This window comes from Paraburkholderia sp. IMGN_8 (assembly GCF_038050405.1).
Classification (GTDB): Bacteria; Pseudomonadota; Gammaproteobacteria; order Burkholderiales; family Burkholderiaceae; genus Paraburkholderia.
In genome coordinates, this window is the sequence record NZ_CP150900.1 from 3,948,330 (window position 1) to 3,966,144 (window position 17,815).

General features: G+C 62.0%; 15 protein-coding genes. 3 read left to right on the top strand and 12 right to left on the bottom strand.

What is annotated here, in order from left to right; genetic code table 11:
* Window positions 1-56 precede the first annotated feature (56 nt).
* The 10 genes from WN982_RS17925 to WN982_RS17970 form a co-directional block, all read right to left on the bottom strand.
* On the bottom strand, window positions 57-722 hold the full coding sequence (locus WN982_RS17925; RefSeq protein ID WP_341313252.1) for a DUF502 domain-containing protein: 666 nt from the start codon (window positions 720-722) through the stop codon (window positions 57-59).
* Between the two features lie 74 nt (window positions 723-796).
* A complete protein-coding gene (locus WN982_RS17930; RefSeq protein WP_341313253.1) occupies window positions 797-1,201 on the bottom strand; it encodes an FmdB family zinc ribbon protein in 405 nt (134 codons plus the stop codon).
* A gap of 150 nt (window positions 1,202-1,351) precedes the next feature.
* A complete protein-coding gene (locus WN982_RS17935) occupies window positions 1,352-1,972 on the bottom strand; it encodes a methyltransferase domain-containing protein (RefSeq protein ID WP_341313254.1) in 621 nt (206 codons plus the stop codon).
* Between the two features lie 17 nt (window positions 1,973-1,989).
* The gene (gene ubiB, locus WN982_RS17940) at window positions 1,990-3,567 is read right to left on the bottom strand and encodes a ubiquinone biosynthesis regulatory protein kinase UbiB (protein ID WP_341313255.1); all 1,578 of its coding nucleotides are present in this window, start codon (window positions 3,565-3,567) and stop codon (window positions 1,990-1,992) included.
* 15 nt (window positions 3,568-3,582) lie between these two features.
* On the bottom strand, window positions 3,583-4,227 hold the full coding sequence (locus WN982_RS17945) for an SCP2 sterol-binding domain-containing protein (protein WP_341313256.1): 645 nt from the start codon (window positions 4,225-4,227) through the stop codon (window positions 3,583-3,585).
* 142 nt (window positions 4,228-4,369) lie between these two features.
* A complete protein-coding gene (locus tag WN982_RS17950; protein WP_341313257.1) occupies window positions 4,370-5,362 on the bottom strand; it encodes a TIM44-like domain-containing protein in 993 nt (330 codons plus the stop codon).
* A 38-nt stretch (window positions 5,363-5,400) separates the two neighbouring features.
* Window positions 5,401-6,132, bottom strand: coding sequence for a bifunctional demethylmenaquinone methyltransferase/2-methoxy-6-polyprenyl-1,4-benzoquinol methylase UbiE (ubiE, locus tag WN982_RS17955; RefSeq protein ID WP_341313258.1), 732 nt, complete (start codon window positions 6,130-6,132; stop codon window positions 5,401-5,403).
* Window positions 6,133-6,199: 67 nt separating this feature from the next.
* The gene (locus WN982_RS17960) at window positions 6,200-6,613 is read right to left on the bottom strand and encodes a DUF971 domain-containing protein (protein WP_341313259.1); all 414 of its coding nucleotides are present in this window, start codon (window positions 6,611-6,613) and stop codon (window positions 6,200-6,202) included.
* 7 nt (window positions 6,614-6,620) lie between these two features.
* Window positions 6,621-7,049: an HIT family protein gene (locus WN982_RS17965; protein ID WP_341313260.1), complete on the bottom strand. Its 429-nt coding sequence runs from the start codon at window positions 7,047-7,049 to the stop codon at window positions 6,621-6,623.
* Between the two features lie 34 nt (window positions 7,050-7,083).
* Window positions 7,084-11,142 carry an FAD/FMN-binding oxidoreductase gene (locus tag WN982_RS17970; RefSeq protein ID WP_341313261.1) on the bottom strand — a complete coding sequence of 1,353 codons (4,059 nt, stop codon included), beginning with the start codon at window positions 11,140-11,142 and terminating at the stop codon, window positions 7,084-7,086.
* 502 nt (window positions 11,143-11,644) lie between these two features.
* Here WN982_RS17970 and ilvA point away from each other — a divergent pair.
* Genes ilvA through queF form a run of 3 tightly spaced genes read left to right on the top strand, consistent with a single transcriptional unit; the run spans window position 11,645 to window position 14,915 of the window.
* Entirely contained in the window at window positions 11,645-13,168 is a 1,524-nt protein-coding gene (gene ilvA, locus WN982_RS17975) for a threonine ammonia-lyase, biosynthetic (RefSeq protein ID WP_341313262.1), read from the top strand.
* A gap of 23 nt (window positions 13,169-13,191) precedes the next feature.
* Complete coding sequence (locus tag WN982_RS17980; protein WP_341313263.1) at window positions 13,192-14,094, top strand: 5'-nucleotidase; 903 nt, start codon at window positions 13,192-13,194, stop codon at window positions 14,092-14,094.
* A complete protein-coding gene (gene queF / locus WN982_RS17985; RefSeq protein WP_341313264.1) occupies window positions 14,091-14,915 on the top strand; it encodes an NADPH-dependent 7-cyano-7-deazaguanine reductase QueF in 825 nt (274 codons plus the stop codon). Before WN982_RS17980 ends, queF begins: the two co-directional genes overlap by 4 nt.
* A gap of 937 nt (window positions 14,916-15,852) precedes the next feature.
* On the opposite strand, the gene WN982_RS17990 is transcribed toward queF, so the two are convergent.
* Both WN982_RS17990 and WN982_RS17995 read right to left on the bottom strand, forming a co-directional pair.
* Window positions 15,853-16,239 carry a RidA family protein gene (locus tag WN982_RS17990; protein ID WP_341313265.1) on the bottom strand — a complete coding sequence of 129 codons (387 nt, stop codon included), beginning with the start codon at window positions 16,237-16,239 and terminating at the stop codon, window positions 15,853-15,855.
* 92 nt (window positions 16,240-16,331) lie between these two features.
* The gene (locus WN982_RS17995; protein WP_341313266.1) at window positions 16,332-17,813 is read right to left on the bottom strand and encodes a D-aminoacylase; all 1,482 of its coding nucleotides are present in this window, start codon (window positions 17,811-17,813) and stop codon (window positions 16,332-16,334) included.
* Window positions 17,814-17,815: the final 2 nt, after the last annotated feature.

Consider the following 17,815-nt stretch of genomic DNA (forward strand, 5'->3'; position numbering starts at 1 on the left):
CATTGGTTGAACGGCGCGCCGCAATGAAACACTGCGTGAAACGCTGCGCGCCGGAATTACAGCGGAGGCTCGACCGTCGTGCGGCGCACCGGCGCCGGCGGCGACGGCGACGGCACGGACGGCGCCACGACGCCCATCGAGACGATGTACTTGAGCGCAGCGTCGACCGTCATGTCGAGCTCGATCACTTCGCTCCTGGGCACCATCAGGAAGAAGCCGGAGGTCGGATTCGGCGTAGTCGGCACATACACGCTGACGTAATCTTCTTTCAGGTGATTGACCACGTCGCCGCCCGGGATGCCGGTCAGAAACGCAATCGTATAGGAGCCGCGGCGCGGATACTCGATCAGCAGCGCCTTGCGGAACGCATTGCCGCTGCTGGAGAGCAAGGTGTCCGACACCTGCTTGACGCTGGTGTAGATCGGGCCGACCACAGGAATGTGCGCGACCACGACTTCCCACCACTTCACGAGCTTCTGCCCGATGAAGTTCTGCGTCAACAGCCCGACGACAAAGATGAACGCCAGCGTCAGCACCGCGCCGAGACCGGGCAGACGGAAGCCGAGCGCGCGCTCCGGCTGCCACGCACTCGGCAGCAGCAACAGTGTCTGGTCCATTGTGCCGATGATCAGGCCGAGCACCCACAGTGTGATGGCCAGAGGCACCAGCACCAGCAGGCCAGTCAGGAACACCGATTTGAGCGTCGTTTTTTTCGTCGTCATGTGTACCGCCAGAAAGCCGCGCGAGCCAAGGCTCGAGGCGCGGTGTGTGCGCCGCCCCGTGGGCGGCAGTCCTGCTAGGCGCTGCCCGAACCGCTCGATGTTGCCGAAGCGGCCGGTGCGGCTGAGGGCGCGGCCGGCGTTGCGGCTGCGCTCGAAGTACTGGCTGCGGCCGTGCTGCTGGCCGAACCCGAGTCTGAATTCGCGGCGCCGTTATTCGCAGACGCGCCGTTCTCGCCCGAGTTCGCATTCGAACCCGCATTCGCGTCGGGCTTCGCCGGCGCGCTCGCGCCGCCATTACCACCGCGAAAATCGGTGACGTACCAGCCGGAGCCCTTCAGCTGGAAGCCGGCGGCAGTCACCTGTTTGCGAAAGGTGTCTTTCCCGCATTCGGGACACTGCGTCAACGGAGAGTCGCTCATCTTCTGAAGCACATCCTTCCCGAAGCCGCACGATTCGCAACGATAAGCGTAGATCGGCATGATCCTTTCCCTACTGAAATCTTGTAAACGCTTGCAAAGCTTTGAATTATAGCCGCAAACGGCACCCCACCCCCGGATTTCCGGGTCAAGCGCCCGACGCAGCCGCCGTCGCTCTAAATGAGGGCGGCCGATAGCGGATCAAGTGCTATTTCAGCGGCGGCGCCAGGTCAGCCAACGCTCGCGTCCGGCAAACACAGCAATCGAATCGTTCACGGCTTCGTCTTCGATCAGATCGAAATGTGGCGTGAGCAGCGCGTCGAGTTCGGCGCGCTCCATACCGAACGGCGGCCCTTTGAGCGTCGCGCCGAGGAAAAAAAACCCCGCCAGCAGAGCTCCGCCGGGCAACAGTTCGGCCATCCGTTGCGCGTAGTCCGCGCGGCGCGCTATCGGCAGCGCGCAGAGGAACGCGCGCTCATAGATCCACGCGGGTGCAAACGGCGGCTGGTACGTAAAAAAGTCCGCCCGCTCGACCAGATCCGTATGCTGCGCACCCAATTGCTCACGTGCTGCGGCTACGGCGGCCGGTGAAAAATCGATCGCACGGACCGGATTGCCGTGCTCGGCCAGCCAAAGCGCCTCGTAAGCACTGCCGCAGCCCGGAATCAGCACGGCCACGCCGCTATGCCGCTCGGCGAACGACCGAAACGCCGCCGGCACCCCGGCCTGATCCCACGGCGTGTAATGGCGTTCGAAGCGCTCGTTCCAGAAATCCGGCGAGTTCGGATCGCGGCTGGCGAAGTCAGGCGCGGAAGGTTCGTTCGGGTCGCTCATTGGACGCCTCGTGTGTATTAACCGCCGTAAGCGACCGCCAGAAACGCTCGCGCCAGCACCGCGCCGACACCGACCGCCACGCCGAACAGCAGCAGCCCTTGCAGCAACCGGTTGGTACGCCTTTGCTCGAGCAGGATCTGGTGAATCATGTCGTCGTTCGCGCCGCGGGTGTTGTCGTGACGCTCGGCCAGCACGTGATGGATCAGGCGCGGCAACTGCGGCAGCGTCTTGCTCCACTGCGGCGCCTCGATCTTCAGCCGCTCGTACCAGCCGCGCACACCGATCTGCTCGTTCATCCAGCGTTCGAGGTACGGCTTGGCGGTCTTCCACAGATCCAGCTCAGGATCGAGCGAGCGGCCGAGCCCCTCCACGTTCAGCATGGTTTTTTGCAACAGCACCAGCTGCGGCTGGATCTCGACGTTAAAGCGGCGCGACGTCGAGAACAGGCGCATCAGCACCTGCCCGAGCGAAATATCCTTCAGCGCGCGATCGAAATACGGCTCGCAGACCGCGCGGATCGCGCTTTCCAGTTCTTCGACGCGGGTGGTCGGCGGCACCCAGCCGGACTCCAGATGCAGCGTGGCGACGCGATGGTAATCGCGCTTGAAGAACGCAAGGAAGTTTTGCGCGAGGTAGTTTTTATCGAAGTCCGACAGCGCGCCGATGATTCCGAAGTCGAGCGCGATATAGCGGCCGAAGTGCGCCGGATCGAGGCTCACCTGAATGTTGCCCGGGTGCATGTCGGCATGGAAAAAGCCGTCGCGGAACACCTGGGTGAAGAAGATCTCGACGCCTTCGCGCGCCAGCTTCGGGATATCGACGCCCGCCGCGCGCAGCGTGTCCACCTGGCTGATCGGCACGCCGATCATGCGCTCCATCACCAGCACGGTGGGCGTGCAGAACTCCCAGTACATTTCCGGCACCAGCAGCAGATCGAGCCCGGCGAAGTTACGGCGCAACTGGCTGCCGTTGGCCGCCTCGCGCATCAGGTCGAGCTCGTCATGCAGGTATTTGTCGAACTCGGCGACCACCTCGCGCGGCTTCAGACGCTTGCCGTCCGCCCACAGCCGCTCGGCCCACATGGCGATGTCACGCAGCAGTGCCAGATCGGAATCGATCACCGGCAGCATGTTCGGCCGCAACACCTTGACCGCGACGTTCTTGCCCGCGTGCTGGCCGGCCTTCACCTTCGCGAAGTGCACCTGCGCAATCGACGCGCTCGCCACCGGTACCCGCTCAAAGTCGTCGAACAGCACGTCGACCGGTGCACCGAGCGACTTCTCGACCAGACCGATCGCTACTGCCGAATCGAACGGCGGCACCTGATCCTGGAGCTTGGCAAGCTCGTTGGCGATATCGACCGGCAGCAGATCGCGCCGGGTGGAGAGCACCTGGCCGAACTTGACGAAGATCGGCCCGAGGCTTTCCAGCGCGAGCCGCAGCCGCACGCCCGGCGGTTGTTCGAACTTGCGGCCGATGGTGGTGATACGCAGCAGCAAACGCACGCGCCGGTCGTTGACGCGGCTGAGCATCATCTCATCGAGACCGAAGCGGATGACTGTGAAAAAAATCTTGAGGAAACGCAGAAAACGCATAGTTGAGCCCGGTGACTAGCGCGTGCCGCGCAACGTGGCGGCGCCGCCCGACGCATCGGCACCACGGGCTTCGACCTTCTGTTCGAGACGTTCGAGGCGCTTTTCAACGCGCGCCAAAGCATCGCGTGCACGTGCCAGTTCGACGTTGAAATCGTCGAGCGCGGCGCGCCGCACCAACTGCGGATTCTCATCGAGCAGATATTCGGCGGCCGTATCGAGCAGGTTGCGGCCGGTGCGCCGCGCATGTTCGCCGACCGTGCGCACGACCGACGCAACCCGCCATGCCGGACCATCGCCGATCAGTTTCGCCAGGTCCTCTTCCGGCTCCCAGCGCAGATGCTCGGCGAGCTTCGCGATCACGGTTGCGAACTCGGCGTCGCCTTCGATCTTCACGTGCTTCATCACGCCGGTCTGGCCGCCTTGCACGAAGGCCGGCAGCGCGTCGGACGGCACCGCGATGGTCACATCGAACTGTTGCGCCTCGGTTTCGCCGACCGCGCTCAGGTAGCCATCGGGTTGCACCAGCAGCGTCAACACGACCGGCGGACACGACAGTCTGGCGGTTTTGCCCGCGTACGGGGCGAGGCGCTCACGAGCCCACGATTCACGGGCGAGCAGGTGATTGACGGCAGCAGCGAAGGGCTTGGCGGCGAGGGTCATTGAAAGTGGCAAGAAAAAACCCGCGCGGGCGAGGTGCCCGCGCGGGTTCCTATTGTAACGTCCGTTCGCTTCGCGGCTTGCTATGCCGAACGGCCAATGCTTTGTGCGAAGTCAGGACGAGCGGTGCTGCCTTAGCGTTGTCTTAGTGCTGTGCCACTTGCTGAATGCCCGCCAGCAGCCAGCCTTCGCCGGCGCGGTTCGACTTCGACAAATTCCAGACTTCGACAAACGGCTCGGCCGCCGCACCCGCCGATTCGCGGATCAAGCCGGAGAAGCGCACGCTGGCGAAGTGCTCGTTCGCGCGCTCTTCGACGCCCAGCAGCTCGGCGTTCAGTTGCACCACGTCCGTCTGATTCGACTCCGCACCGCGCGAGCTCAGATCGACCTTCACTTCGGCGAACATTTCCGGCGTCGTGAATTCGCGGATGTCTTCCATGTTGCCGACGTCCCATGCCGCTTGCAGGCGCACGAAGTACACCTTGGCGTTACGCAGGAACGCTTCCGAATCAAAGCCAGCCGGCACAACGGGCGCGGCGTTGATGGACGGCGTGCTCAGCGGATTGCCTTGCGGTTCGAGGTACGAGCCGGTGGGCGGTGCGCCGTAGCGCGGTTCCTGCGCGTAGCCGGTGCCGCCCGAGTTCAGCGACGGCGAGCCGCCCGCGTAAGCCGGTTGCCCCGCATCGCGCTTGCGGCCCATGAAGCGGCGGATCAGCCAGATACCGATCATCGCGATCACGGCGATCACGATGATGTTGGCCATGGCGCCGGCAAACGCGCCGCCAAGACCGAAGTGCGACAACAAGGCAGCGATGCCGAGACCGGCCGCGAGACCGGCGATCGGGCCGAGCCAGCGCGAGCGGTTAGGCTGTGCGGCCGGTGTCGGCGCGGGCGCCGGAGCCGGCTGCGCACGCTGCTGCATCGCCTGATTGCTTTGGGACGGCTGCGCCGGCGCAGATTGCTGCTGAACCGTATTCGACTGACGGCCGATGCTGCGGCTGCCGCCCAAGCGGCGTGCTTCGACATCGAGCGAGGCGAGAGAGCCGGCCATGATCAGACCGACCATCGCGATCAGTCCGATTCTTCTCACCAACGACCTCGAAACCTTACGGGGAGATAACACACCTGAATCGGACATTTTCGTACTTTCCTTTAAAAAACGATGGGTTAGGAACCCTAGTATTTGGTCCCCACATGTAAAGCTACCACGCCAGCTGACAAATTGTAATATTTGACGCCGTCCAGGCCCGCTTGTTCCATCATTGTTTTTAAAGTTTCCTGATCCGGGTGCATTCGGATCGATTCCGCGAGGTAGCGGTAGCTCTCGGCGTCTTTCGCAAAGCGGTCGCCGAGCCACGGCAACACCTTAAAAGAATAGACGTCGTAGACCTTTTTGAGCGGATCCCACACCTTCGAGAACTCCAGTACCAGCAGACGGCCGGCCGGTTTCAGCACCCGGCGCATTTCCGCCAGCGCAACATCTTTGTGTGTCATGTTGCGCAGGCCGAATGCCACGGTGACCACATCGAAGTAATTGTCCGGAAAGGGGATCTTTTCGGCGTCGCAGAGCAGCGCCGGCGTGATCACGCCCTTATCTAGCAGGCGGTCGCGGCCCACGCGCAGCATCGATTCGTTGATGTCGGTGTGCCAGACTTCGCCGGTCTCGCCTGCCTGTTTGGCGAACGCCTTGGACAGATCGCCCGTGCCGCCCGCGATATCGAGCACCTTGAAGCCCGGCCGCACGTTGGCCTGGGCGATCGTGAACATCTTCCACGCCCGGTGCAACCCGCCCGACATCAGGTCGTTCATCAAGTCGTAGTTAGCGGCAACCGAGTGGAACACGCCCGCCACCTTCTGCGCTTTTTCCTGTTCGTCGACCGATTGAAAGCCGAAGTGGGTTTTGCTCATCGCGCTTGTCCTTTCGCGTATTCTGAAATGTTGCGCCGCATCAGTGCGGCGATCAGGGCGAATCGTATCAGTGACAGTGCCCGTGCGCAGCGCCGGATGGGGTCATGGGCGCATCGCGGTCGACGCCGGCCGCTTCCAGTTTGGCGAGATAGGCGCGCCAGAGTTCATCCTGACGGACTGCAAGGTCGTACAAGAGGTCCCAGGAATAGAGACCGGTGGCATGGCCATCGGAGAAAGTCGGCTGCAACGCGTAGTTGCCGACACCTTCGATCATCGTGATCGTCACGTCGCGCTTGCCGGTCTGCAAGGTTTCCTGGCCGGGCCCGTGGCCCATCACTTCCGCCGACGGCGAATACACGCGCAGCAATTCGAACGGCACGCGATACGTCTCGCCGTTTGCGTACTGCAGTTCGAGCACGCGCGATTTGGAATGCACGACCACACCGGTCGGCACCGGAGTATCGGGAGTCAGTCCGCTCATGATGGCCTCAGGCGAAAGCTTGTTCGATTTCCTGGCGCACCGCATCGCGCAGCAAGGTAGCCTGCGCGCGGCGCGACGACAACAATGCTTCGGATACCGTGCGTTGCCGCGGCGCCCAGATCGGCAGCGGGAAATGCGCGTCGTTCGAAAAACGCGGAATCACATGCCAATGCACGTGCGGCACCTGGTTGCCGAGGCTCGCCAGATTCACTTTGACCGGCTGCATGATGCGCCGCATCGCGTGTTCGACCGCACACACGGCCCGCATCACGCGATCGCGGTCGTTTCCGGCAAGATCGGAAAACTCGGCTACGTGCCTGTTCCAGATCACCCGGCAGAAGCCCGGGTAATCGTGTTCGTCGGCGAGGACGACACGCAGGGTGTCGTCCTGCCACAGCACGTCGCCGCCTTCTTCGCGGCAAAAAACACAGTCCATCGTCGTCCTCAGGCAGAAATCTTCGGTAGTGCCATTAGACCAGCACGCGCTCGATTCCGCCATTGTTCGCCCGTTGGACGTAATCCGCCATCCAGTCTTCACCGAGCACGTGACGCGCCATCTCGACGACGATGTAGTCCGCCTCGGTGTTCGTGTCTTCGTTATAGCGCGACAGACCTTGCAGGCAGGACGGGCAGCTCGTCAGGATCTTCACGTCGGTGGCGCCCTTCGGCTGCGAACCGTCGCCGGCCTTGAGCGCCGAACCGTTGTTCGACGCACCCACCGCACCTTCGGCGACCAACGGAATGTCGCGCAACCTGGCAGCGCCCTTGCGGATTTCTTCTTCCTTGCGGAAACGGACCTGCGTCGAAATGTCAGGGCGCGTCACTGCGAGTGTGCCGGATTCGCCACAGCAGCGGTCGTTCTTCTCGATCTTGTAGCCGTCTTTTTCCGAGCCCATCAGTTCATTGACGAGCTTGACCGGATCCATTGTCTTGATCGGCGTGTGGCACGGGTCGTGATACATGTAGCGCATGCCGCTCACGCCTTCGAGCTTGATGCCCTTCTCCAGCAGGAACTCGTGGATGTCGATGATCCGGCAGCCCGGGAAGATCTTCTCGAATTCGTAGCCCGCGAGCTGGTCGTAACACGTGCCGCACGACACCACCACCGTCTTGATGTCGAGGTAGTTCAGCGTATTCGCGACGCGGTGGAACAGCACGCGGTTATCGGTAACGATCTGCTCGGCCTTGTCGAACTGGCCCGAGCCGCGCTGCGGATAGCCGCAGCACAGATAGCCCGGCGGCAGCACGGTTTGCACGCCCGCTTCCCACAGCATCGCTTGCGTAGCCAGCCCCACTTGCGAGAACAGCCGCTCCGAGCCGCAGCCCGGGAAGTAGAACACCGCTTCCGTATCGGCGGTGGTCGTCTTCGGATTGCGGATGATCGGCACGATCTTGTTGTCTTCGATGTCGAGCAACGCGCGCGCCGTTTTCTTCGGCAGATTGCCCGGCATCTTCTTGTTCATGAAGTGGATCACCTGCTGCGTGACCGGCGGCTTGCCGACCGTCGCCGGCGGATGCGCCGTCTGCTTCTTCGCGAACTTCTTCAGCACGTCGTTGCCAAGGCGCTGCGCCTTGTAGCCGATCCCCATCATCGCGGTGCGCGCAAGGTTGATGGTCTGCGGATTGGTGGCGTTCAGGAAGAACATGCCGGCCGCGTTGCCCGGATTGAACTTCTTCTTGCCCATCTTGCGCAGCAGGTTGCGCATATTCATCGTCACGTCGCCGAAGTCGATCTTCACCGGGCACGGCGTCACGCATTTGTGACAGACGGTGCAGTGATCGGCGACGTCGTTGAACTCGTCCCAGTGCTTGATCGACACGCCCCGGCGGGTTTGCTCTTCGTACAGGAACGCCTCGACCAGCAAGGACGTTGCGAGAATCTTGTTGCGCGGGCTATACAGCAGGTTCGCGCGCGGCACGTGGGTCGCGCACACCGGCTTGCACTTGCCGCAACGCAAACAGTCCTTGATCGAATCGGCGATCGCACCGATATCGGACTGCTGCATGATCAGCGATTCATAGCCCATCAGGCCGAAGCTAGGCGTGTAGGCGTTACGCAAGTCGGCGCCTTCGAGCAGCTTGCCCGCATTGAAGCGGCCATGCGGATCGACGCGCTGCTTGTAAGCGCGGAATTCGCCGATCTCGTCTTCGGTGAGGAATTCGAGTTTCGTAATACCGATGCCGTGCTCGCCGGAAATCACGCCGTCGAGCGAACGCGCCAGCTTCATGATGCGTGCGACCGCCGCGTGGGCGTCCTGCAGCATCTCGTAGTTGTCGGAGTTGACCGGCAGGTTCGTGTGCACGTTGCCGTCGCCGGCGTGCATGTGCAGCGCGACAAACACACGACCACGCAGCACCTGCTTGTGGATCGCCTGGGCTTCGTCGAGGATCGGCTTGAACTCGCCGCCGTTGAAGATCTGACGCAACTCAGCCCGGATCTCGGCCTTCCACGACACGCGCACCGTACGGTCTTGCGTGATGTGGAATACGGTCGCATCCGGCTGCGCGTCGACGCGATCGGCGAACTTCTCCGCCAGCCCTTCGTAGCCGAGGCCGACCAGATAGTGCTGCGCCTCGCGCAAGGACAGATCGAGCTTGTCGCGCAGGAATTCCCAGCGCCTGCGCACCTTCTTCAGCAGATCGAGCGCCTGTTGCACGCGATCTTCGAGCAACTCTGCGCTCGGGATTTCATTGGCGTCGTCGCTCTTGCCGAGCGGCAGCTTACCGCCCTTGAAGAACGCTTCCAGCGCGTCGACCAGTTGCAGCTTGTTCTTGATCGACAACTCGATGTTGATGCGCTCGATGCCGTCGGTGTACTCGCCCATCCGGTCGAGCGGGATCACCACGTCTTCGTTGATCTTGAACGCGTTGGTGTGCTTCGCGATCGCGGCGGTACGGCTGCGGTCGAGCCAGAAACGCTTGCGCGCCTCGGCGTTGACCGCGACGAAACCTTCGCCGCTCTTGCCGTTGGCCATCCGCACGACTTCCGACGTGGCCTGCGCGACCGCATCGGCATCGTCGCCGACGATGTCGCCGATCAGCACCATCTTCGGAAACGCGTTGCGCTTGCTCTTGGTCGCGTAGCCGACCGCCCGCAGATAGCGCTCGTCGAGGTGTTCGAGGCCGGCGAGAATCGCGCCGCCCTGCTTCGACGTTTCGAACAGGTAGTCCTTGATTTCGACGATGCTCGGAATCGCTTCGCGCGCCTGGCCGAAGAATTCGAGGCAGACCGTGCGCGTGTGCGCCGGCATCTTGTGCAGCACCCAGCGCGCCGACGTGATCAACCCGTCGCAGCCTTCTTTCTGCACGCCCGGCAGTCCGGCGAGGAATTTGTCGGTGACGTCCTTGCCGAGCCCTTCCTTGCGGAACACGCGGCCTTTGATGTCGAGCGCTTCCGTGCGCAGCAGCTTTTCGCCCGGTGCGTAGTTGCCGTCGAACCATTTCAGTTCGAAACGCGCGACTTCGATGTCGTGGATCTTGCCGAGGTTATGGTCCAGACGCGTGACTTCGAGCCAGTTCCCTTCCGGGTCGACCATGCGCCACCAGGCGAGGTTATCGAGCGCCGTGCCCCACAACACCGCCTTCTTGCCGCCCGCGTTCATCGCGACATTGCCGCCAACACACGATGCGTCCAGCGATGTCGGATCGACCGCGAACACGTAGCCTGCCTGTTCGGCCGCTTCGGTCACACGGCGGGTGACGACGCCCGCGCCGGAGAAAATCGTCGGCACTTTGCGCTCGACGCCCGGCAGCACGGTCAATTCGACCGCGCCGAGTTGTTCGAGCTTTTCGGTGTTGATGACGGCCGAGAACGGCGTAAGCGGCACCGCGCCGCCCGTGTAGCCCGTGCCGCCTCCGCGCGGAATCACGGTCAGACCGAGTTCGAAACACGCCTTGATCATGCCGGCGATCTCGGCTTCGGTATCCGGCGTCAGCACGACGAACGGGTACTCGACGCGCCAGTCGGTCGCGTCGGTCACATGCGACACTCGCGACAAGCCGTCGAACTTGATGTTGTCTTTTTCCGTGACGCGGCCCAACACCTTGTTCGTGCGGCGGCGCAGATCGGTCGTCTTCTGGAATTCGGTCTCGAAATCGTCGACGGCGCGGCGTGCGGCCGTGACCAGTGTTTCGACGCGAGCGGCCCGGTCAACGCCTGCTGCATCGCCGTGCTCGACCAGATCGGCGCGACGGCGCTTCTCGATCTCGGAGAGACGATGATGCAGTGCCTCGATCAGCAGCGCGCGGCGCTTCGGATTGTCGAGCAGGTCGTCTTGCAGGTAAGGATTGCGGCGCACCACCCAGATGTCGCCGAGTACTTCGTACAGCATCCGCGCCGAGCGGCCGGTGCGGCGTTCCGCGCGCAGTTCGGCCAAAGCCGCCCAGGCTTCGTCGCCGAGCAGACGGATGACGATTTCGCGATCGGAAAACGATGTGTAGTTATAGGGGATTTCGCGCAGACGCGCTTCGGGATCGGCGGCCACCGCGGCGGCGGCCCCGTGCGGATCGAAACTTTGAGGTGCGTTCATGTTCGGACGACTCGGTGGGTCAACCCGGCGGGCTCATAGACGAGGCGCCGGCTGACAGTGCGCGTGGTGCGCAATGCTGGAAATTTTCTTGTGGAGCGAAGCACGACCGACGGTCTACCCACATCAGTCGCTTCGCGGCGCTCAGAGACAGCTACACGATCGCGCGTGGCGGACGTGACGCTCCGCCGCGGGGCGAGACTCACGCGGGGCGGGCATCAAATGGGCGATCCGAGGCTGCCAGTGCATCTTCCGATCCTTATTCCAAAATGGAATTCTACCGCATGATCCAGCTGCGCGTTGACGCGTAAAATCCGGGCTGTGGCGGGGCTTTGGCCGCTTTCCTGTCGGACGACGCGTGGCAGCGCCCGCGACAGATTTTCCGACCGAACGGTCGGGCGGGCCTCCGACCGAAGCCCCGAGCGATACGCTGAGGGTCAGAGAGCGCACCGTTGGCGCTATCATTGACCCTTTCCCGTCTCACAAAGCGCACCGCGCCACCCGCATGGCTTCCCACGACTATCTGAAGAAAACCCTGACCGCGCGCGTCTACGACGTGGCCCGCGAGACCGAACTCGAACGTGCGCCGAATCTGTCGTCACGGTTGCGCAATCCCGTCTATCTGAAGCGCGAGGACAACCAGCCGGTGTTCTCGTTCAAGGTGCGCGGCGCGTACAACAAGATGGCGCATATTCCGGCCGAGGCGCTGGAGCGTGGCGTGATTACCGCGTCGGCGGGCAATCATGCACAGGGCGTGGCGCTGTCGGCGGCGCGCATGGGCGTGAAGGCGATCATCGTCGTGCCGGTGACCACTCCGCAGGTGAAGGTCGATGCGGTGCGCGCGCATGGCGGGCCGACTGTCGAAGTGGTGCAGTTCGGTGAGTCGTATAGCGATGCGTATGCGCACGCCGTCACGCTACAGGAAGCGCGCGGGCTGACCTTCGTGCATCCGTTCGACGATCCGTATGTGATCGCCGGCCAGGGCACGGTCGCGATGGAGATCCTCAGCCAGCATCAGGGGCCGATCCACGCGATCTTCGTGCCGATCGGCGGCGGCGGACTGGCGGCAGGCGTGGCCGCGTATGTGAAATCGGTGCGCCCGGAGATCAAGGTGATCGGCGTGCAGACCGACGATTCGTGTGCGATGGCGGCGTCGCTGAAAGCCGGCGAGCGTGTCACGCTGAATGAAGTCGGCCTGTTTTCGGACGGCACGGCGGTGAAGCTGGTCGGCGAAGAAACCTTCCGCCTGTGCCGCGAATATCTCGACGACGTGCTGCTCGTGAATACTGATGCTTTGTGTGCGGCGATCAAGGATGTGTTTCAGGACACCCGCAGCGTGCTGGAGCCCGCCGGCTCGCTCGCTGTAGCCGGCGCGAAACAGTATGCCGAGCGCGAGGGCATCGAGAACCAGACGCTGATCGCGATCACCTCGGGTGCGAACATGAACTTCGACCGGATGCGTTTCGTCGCCGAACGGGCCGAAGTCGGTGAAGCGCGCGAAGCGGTGTTCGCCGTGACAATCCCCGAAGAGCGCGGCAGCTTCCGGCGTTTCTGCGAGCTGGTCGGCACGCGCAGCGTGACCGAGTTCAACTACCGGATCGCGGATGCGAATTCCGCGCATATCTTCGTCGGCGTGCAGATCCGGAATCGCAGCGAGTCGGCGCAGATCGCGGGCGCGTTCGAAGCGCACGGCTTTGCCACCGTCGATCTGACGTTCGATGAGCTCTCGAAGCAGCACATCCGCTATATGGTCGGTGGCCGTTCGCCGCTCGCGCATGATGAGCGCCTGTTCCGCTTCGAGTTTCCGGAGCGGCCGGGTGCGCTGATGAAGTTCCTGTCGTCGATGGCGCCGAACTGGAATATCAGCCTGTTCCACTACCGTAACCAGGGCGCAGACTACAGTTCGATTCTGGTCGGCATTCAGGTGCCGGAAAGCGAGAACGGCGAGTTCGAGCGCTTTCTCGCGACGCTCGGTTATCCCTACTGGGAAGAGACCGGCAACCCGGTGTATCGCTTGTTCCTCGCTTGATTTTTTTGGACTGAGACGCGCAGATGGCTCTTTCGCTTGCCGACAAACTGGTCGTGGCAATTTCGTCGCGCGCGCTGTTCGACTTCGAGGAAGAGAACCGCGTGTACGAGGACGGCGACCTGCGCGCGTATGAAGCGTTGCAGCGCGACCGCCTGACCGTGCCTGCGAAACCGGGCGTCGCGTTTCCGTTGATCCGCAAGCTGCTGGCGTTGAACGCCGGTGGCCATCGCGTCGAAGTGGTGATCCTGTCGCGCAGCGATCCGATCAGCGGACTGCGCGCATTCCATTCGTGCCGCGAGCATGGGTTAGCGATCGAGCGAGGCGTCTTTACGCGTGGACGGGCGCCGTTTGGCTATCTGAAGCCGCTGAACGCGTCGCTGTTTTTGTCTGCGAATCAGGACGATGTGCGCGACGCACTGGCCGCTGGTTTTCCGGCTGCGCGCGTATTGCCCGAATCGGCGAAAATGGCGAGCAAGTATCCGGACGAAATCCGGATCGCATTCGACGGCGACGCCGTGTTGTTTTCCGACGAAGCCGAGCGCGTGTTTCAAAAGGATGGCCTGCGAGCGTTCGTCGGCCATGAGATTCACAACAAGGATTTGCCGCTGGCGGATGGGCCTTTGAAGCCGTTGCTCGAAGCGCTGCACCGGCTGCAGAAACTCGCGGACGAAGCCGCGCCGATGCATATTCGTACGGCATTGGTGACGGCGCGTTCCGCGCCCGCGCATGAACGCGCGATCCGCACATTGATGGCGTGGAACATCGAAATCGACGAAGCGATGTTCCTCGGCGGCCTCGACAAGAGCGCATTTCTGCGCGAGTTCGAGCCGGACTTTTTCTTCGACGACCAAATTGGCCATTGCGAATCGGCTCGCGTCGTGACGGCGACGGGGCACGTGCTGAGTGGCATTGTGAACGCATCATGACACCCGAACAATCACCGCTGGGTAAGCCTTCTGCTTACACCGAACAATATGACGCTTCGCTGCTCTTTCCGATTGCGCGCAAGAATGCGCGCGAAGCGATTGGGATTGGCGCGCAATTGCCGTTTTTCGGCACGGACATCTGGAATGCTTACGAGCTTTCCTGGCTGAACGCGCGCGGCAAGCCGCAGATTGCTGTGGCTACTTTTTATGTACCGGCTGATTCGCCGAATATTGTCGAGTCGAAGTCGTTCAAGCTGTATTTGGGGTCGTTTGCGCAGACGGCTTTTGAGTCGATGGACGTTGTGCGGGAGACGATCAAACGGGATGTTTCCGCTTCTTGCGGCGCTTCTGTTTCTGTTCATCTGGCTGCGCCGCATGAGTTCGGCAAGTTGCAGATGGAAGAGTTTGAAGGGCTGTCGCTGGACCGGCTCGATCTGGATACCGATGTTTATCGGCCTGACGCTTCATTGCTGAAGGCGGCGCTCGATGAGGCGCCGGTTGAGGAGACCTTGGTTTCTAATTTATTGAAGTCGAATTGTCCGGTGACTGGGCAGCCTGACTGGGGTAGCGTGCAGATTCATTACGTTGGACCGCAGATTGATCATGCGGGCTTGCTGAGGTACATCATTTCCTATCGGAATCACACCGGGTTTCATGAGCAGTGTGTCGAGAAGATTTTTATTGATGTTCTCAAGGCCTGCCGGCCGGTTAAGCTCGCTGTTTATGCGCGGTATACCCGCCGCGGTGGACTGGATATTAATCCGTTTCGGACGAATTTTAATTTGCCCATGCCAGACAATATGCGGCTGGCTCGGCAGTAGCTTTTGTTTGGTCGCCGTAGGCGGTGATTGGGGGTTTTGTTTGCCTTTCGCGGCGCTTTTTGTCTGTGTGCCTACGGCGTTGGCCTTTCCTTGTTTTCTTAGTGGTTTATTAGCTTCGCCCCTGTGCGGGGCGGGCACTTACTTTCTTTGCCGCCGCAAAGAAAGTAAGCAAAGAAAGCGGCTTCACACCGCTAATTCTTAAGCGGGTCCCCTGGCTTGGAGGAGGCAGTGGAGCATCTGGAATCGGTGTTCTCGCGCACTCCGCGCTGGTGACAAGGCAGTCATTCTTCCGGCGGCGCTGCGCGCGCCGTGGCGGTACTTCACAAAACCGCCTGGCGGTTTTAGCGCCTGCGCCTGGTTCGGCGCGGTGGCTCGTCCTTGTGTCCCCGATGCCTGGCTAAGGCAATAGCGCCTCACTCGGAGTGGTGACCGCACTCGCACCCCCAGGCACTTCGCCTCGGCGAGGCGCCGAAGTGATTTGCGGCTTGCGCTTTATGGATTGCTGGAAAAGTAACGCGCAGCAGTTTATTCGGCGGGACGCAGAAGATTGCTTCGGCTTGAAAAATGCCGCCGCGGTTGCTTCAACGCGGAGCGGAAACGACCAGAAGGTTTTGTGAAGCACCGCCACGGCGCGCGTAGCGCCGCCGGAAGTATGACTGCCTTGTCACCAGCGCCGAATGTGCGAGAACACTGATTCCAGATGCTCCACTGCCTCCTCCAAGCCAGGGGACCCGCTTAAGAATTAGCGGTGTGAAGCCGCTTTCTTTGCTTACTTTCTTTGCGGCGGCAAAGAAAGTAAGTGCCTGCCCCGCACAGGGGCGACGCTAATAGACCACTAAGAAATCAAGGAAAGGCCAACGCCGTAGGCACACAGACAAATACCGCCGCGAAAGGCAAACAAAACCCCCAATCACCGCCTACGGCGAATAAAAAAACCTCAACCCGCAGGTTTCTTATAAGCAACGCAATCAACCTCAACCCGACAATCAATCACCATAGAAGACACCACACAAGCTCTCGCCGGCGGATTCTCCCCAAAATACTCCCGAAAAACCTTATTAAAAGAAGCAAAATCTCGCGGATCATCGAGCCAAACCCCACAGCGGACGACATGCTCCGCCCCATACCCGGCTTCTTTCAGAATAGCGAAAACATTCTGAATCGCCTTGTGCGATTGCTCAACAATCCCGCCATTGATGACCTCGCCATTTTCCATCGGCGTCTGTCCGGAAACGAACAACCAGCCATCCGCTTCGACAGCCCGAGCAAAGGGCATATGCTGACCACCGGTTCCTTTCCCACCTTCAACGCCATATCGCTTCATCATCAAACTCCTTAAAAAGCCCAGCATGCACGAGCAACGCCACTACCGCATGCCGGATCAATCAGAAAACAGAAAACGAAAAAACCAAAAAATCAAAACGCGCCGTGCGCATCACCCTTCGACGCCGCGCCACGCGCCACAAAATGACCCGCGCGCTCGCCGGTCACGGCTCCATCGCGGTAAGACAACACGCCATTCACCCACACCGCATCAATGCCATCCGCCGCTTGCTGCGGCTTCTCAAACGTCGCGGCATCGCGAACCCGCGCCGGGTCGAACAACACCAGATCCGCGTGATAGCCGATATGCACCTCGCCACGCTGCGCCAAACCAAACCGCCGCGCCGACAAGCTGGTCATCTTGCGCACCGCCTCTTCCAGCGGCAACAAACCGGCATCGCGCACGTAATGCCCCAGCACGCGCGGAAACGCGCCCCATAACCGCGGATGCGGCAACGGATCGTTCGGTAAACCATCAGACCCGACCATCGTCGCGGGATGCGACAGAATCCGCCGCACGTCGTCCTCGGACATGTTGTGATACACCGCGCCAGCTGGCTGCAAGCGCTTGCCCGCCTCCTGCTGCGTGACGCCCCACTCGGCGGCAATCTCCTTCACCAGCTTGCCCGCCATCTCGGGATGCGGCTCGGACCACGTAATCGTGATGTCGATGTCGCCCGTCACCTGCTTCAGATCGAGCGTCGACGAACTGCGGTTATACGGATAACAGTCGCAACCAATCGGCTGCATGCGCCGCGCGCCCTCCAGCGAGTTCAGCACCTCCTCGCTACGCCCCCAATTCGACGGCCCCGCGCACTTCAGATGCGATATCACCACCGGCACATGGGCGTGACGGCCGACCCGATACGCTTCGTCCATTGCGTCGAGAATCGCGTCGAACTCGGTGCGCATGTGCGTCGTGTACAGCGCGCCGGCGGCAGCGAGCGGCTCGGCCAGCGCCATCACTTCCTCGGTCGGCGCGGAAAACGCGGAACCGTATGCGAGCCCCGAGCTCAGGCCCAACGCGCCATTCGACAAAGCCTCTTCGAGTTGCGCGCGCATGCCTTCGATTTCCTGCGGTGTCGCCGCGCGATCCAGCCGGTCCATCTGGTTGCTGCGCAATGCCGTATGCCCAATCAGCGCGCTGACATTCACCGCGGGCCGCGCGGCGTTGACCGCTTTTACGTATTCAGCAAAGGTCGGATACTGGAACGCGTCGCGCTCGCCGAGCAGGTTCATCGGATCGGGCGGATCGCCCTTCAACGCGACCGGCGACGCACTGATCCCGCAGTTGCCGACGATCACCGTCGTCACGCCCTGAGTGATCTTTGGCAGCATTTGCGGCGAACGGATCACGTGCGTGTCGTCATGCGTATGAACGTCGATGAAACCCGGCGCCAACGCGCGGCCATTGGCCTCGACCACCTCTTCGGCAAGCCAGTTCGACAGATTGCCGATCGCCGCGATGCGGCCGTCGCGAATCGCGACGTCGCGTTCGACCGGCGGTGCGCCCGTGCCGTCATATAGTTGCGCGCCGACGATCAGCGTATCGGCGGCTTCGGGATGCGAATGCATGG

Bases quoted from the DNA above. Each gene is read 5' to 3' on its own strand.
- queF (WP_341313264.1), top strand. From the start codon at position 14,091: ATGACACCCGAACAATCACCGCTGGGTAAGCCTTCTGCTTACACCGAA.
- ubiE (WP_341313258.1), bottom strand. From the start codon at position 6,132: ATGAGCAAAACCCACTTCGGCTTTCAATCGGTCGACGAACAGGAAAAA.
- WN982_RS17945 (WP_341313256.1), bottom strand. From the start codon at position 4,227: ATGACCCTCGCCGCCAAGCCCTTCGCTGCTGCCGTCAATCACCTGCTC.
- WN982_RS17980 (WP_341313263.1), top strand. From the start codon at position 13,192: ATGGCTCTTTCGCTTGCCGACAAACTGGTCGTGGCAATTTCGTCGCGC.
- WN982_RS17925 (WP_341313252.1), bottom strand. From the start codon at position 722: ATGACGACGAAAAAAACGACGCTCAAATCGGTGTTCCTGACTGGCCTG.
- WN982_RS17950 (WP_341313257.1), bottom strand. From the start codon at position 5,362: ATGTCCGATTCAGGTGTGTTATCTCCCCGTAAGGTTTCGAGGTCGTTG.
- WN982_RS17965 (WP_341313260.1), bottom strand. From the start codon at position 7,049: ATGGACTGTGTTTTTTGCCGCGAAGAAGGCGGCGACGTGCTGTGGCAG.
- ubiB (WP_341313255.1), bottom strand. From the start codon at position 3,567: ATGCGTTTTCTGCGTTTCCTCAAGATTTTTTTCACAGTCATCCGCTTC.
- WN982_RS17970 (WP_341313261.1), bottom strand. From the start codon at position 11,142: ATGAACGCACCTCAAAGTTTCGATCCGCACGGGGCCGCCGCCGCGGTG.
- WN982_RS17990 (WP_341313265.1), bottom strand. From the start codon at position 16,239: ATGAAGCGATATGGCGTTGAAGGTGGGAAAGGAACCGGTGGTCAGCAT.
- WN982_RS17960 (WP_341313259.1), bottom strand. From the start codon at position 6,613: ATGAGCGGACTGACTCCCGATACTCCGGTGCCGACCGGTGTGGTCGTG.
- ilvA (WP_341313262.1), top strand. From the start codon at position 11,645: ATGGCTTCCCACGACTATCTGAAGAAAACCCTGACCGCGCGCGTCTAC.
- WN982_RS17930 (WP_341313253.1), bottom strand. From the start codon at position 1,201: ATGCCGATCTACGCTTATCGTTGCGAATCGTGCGGCTTCGGGAAGGAT.
- WN982_RS17995 (WP_341313266.1), bottom strand. From the start codon at position 17,813: ATGCATTCGCATCCCGAAGCCGCCGATACGCTGATCGTCGGCGCGCAA.
- WN982_RS17935 (WP_341313254.1), bottom strand. From the start codon at position 1,972: ATGAGCGACCCGAACGAACCTTCCGCGCCTGACTTCGCCAGCCGCGAT.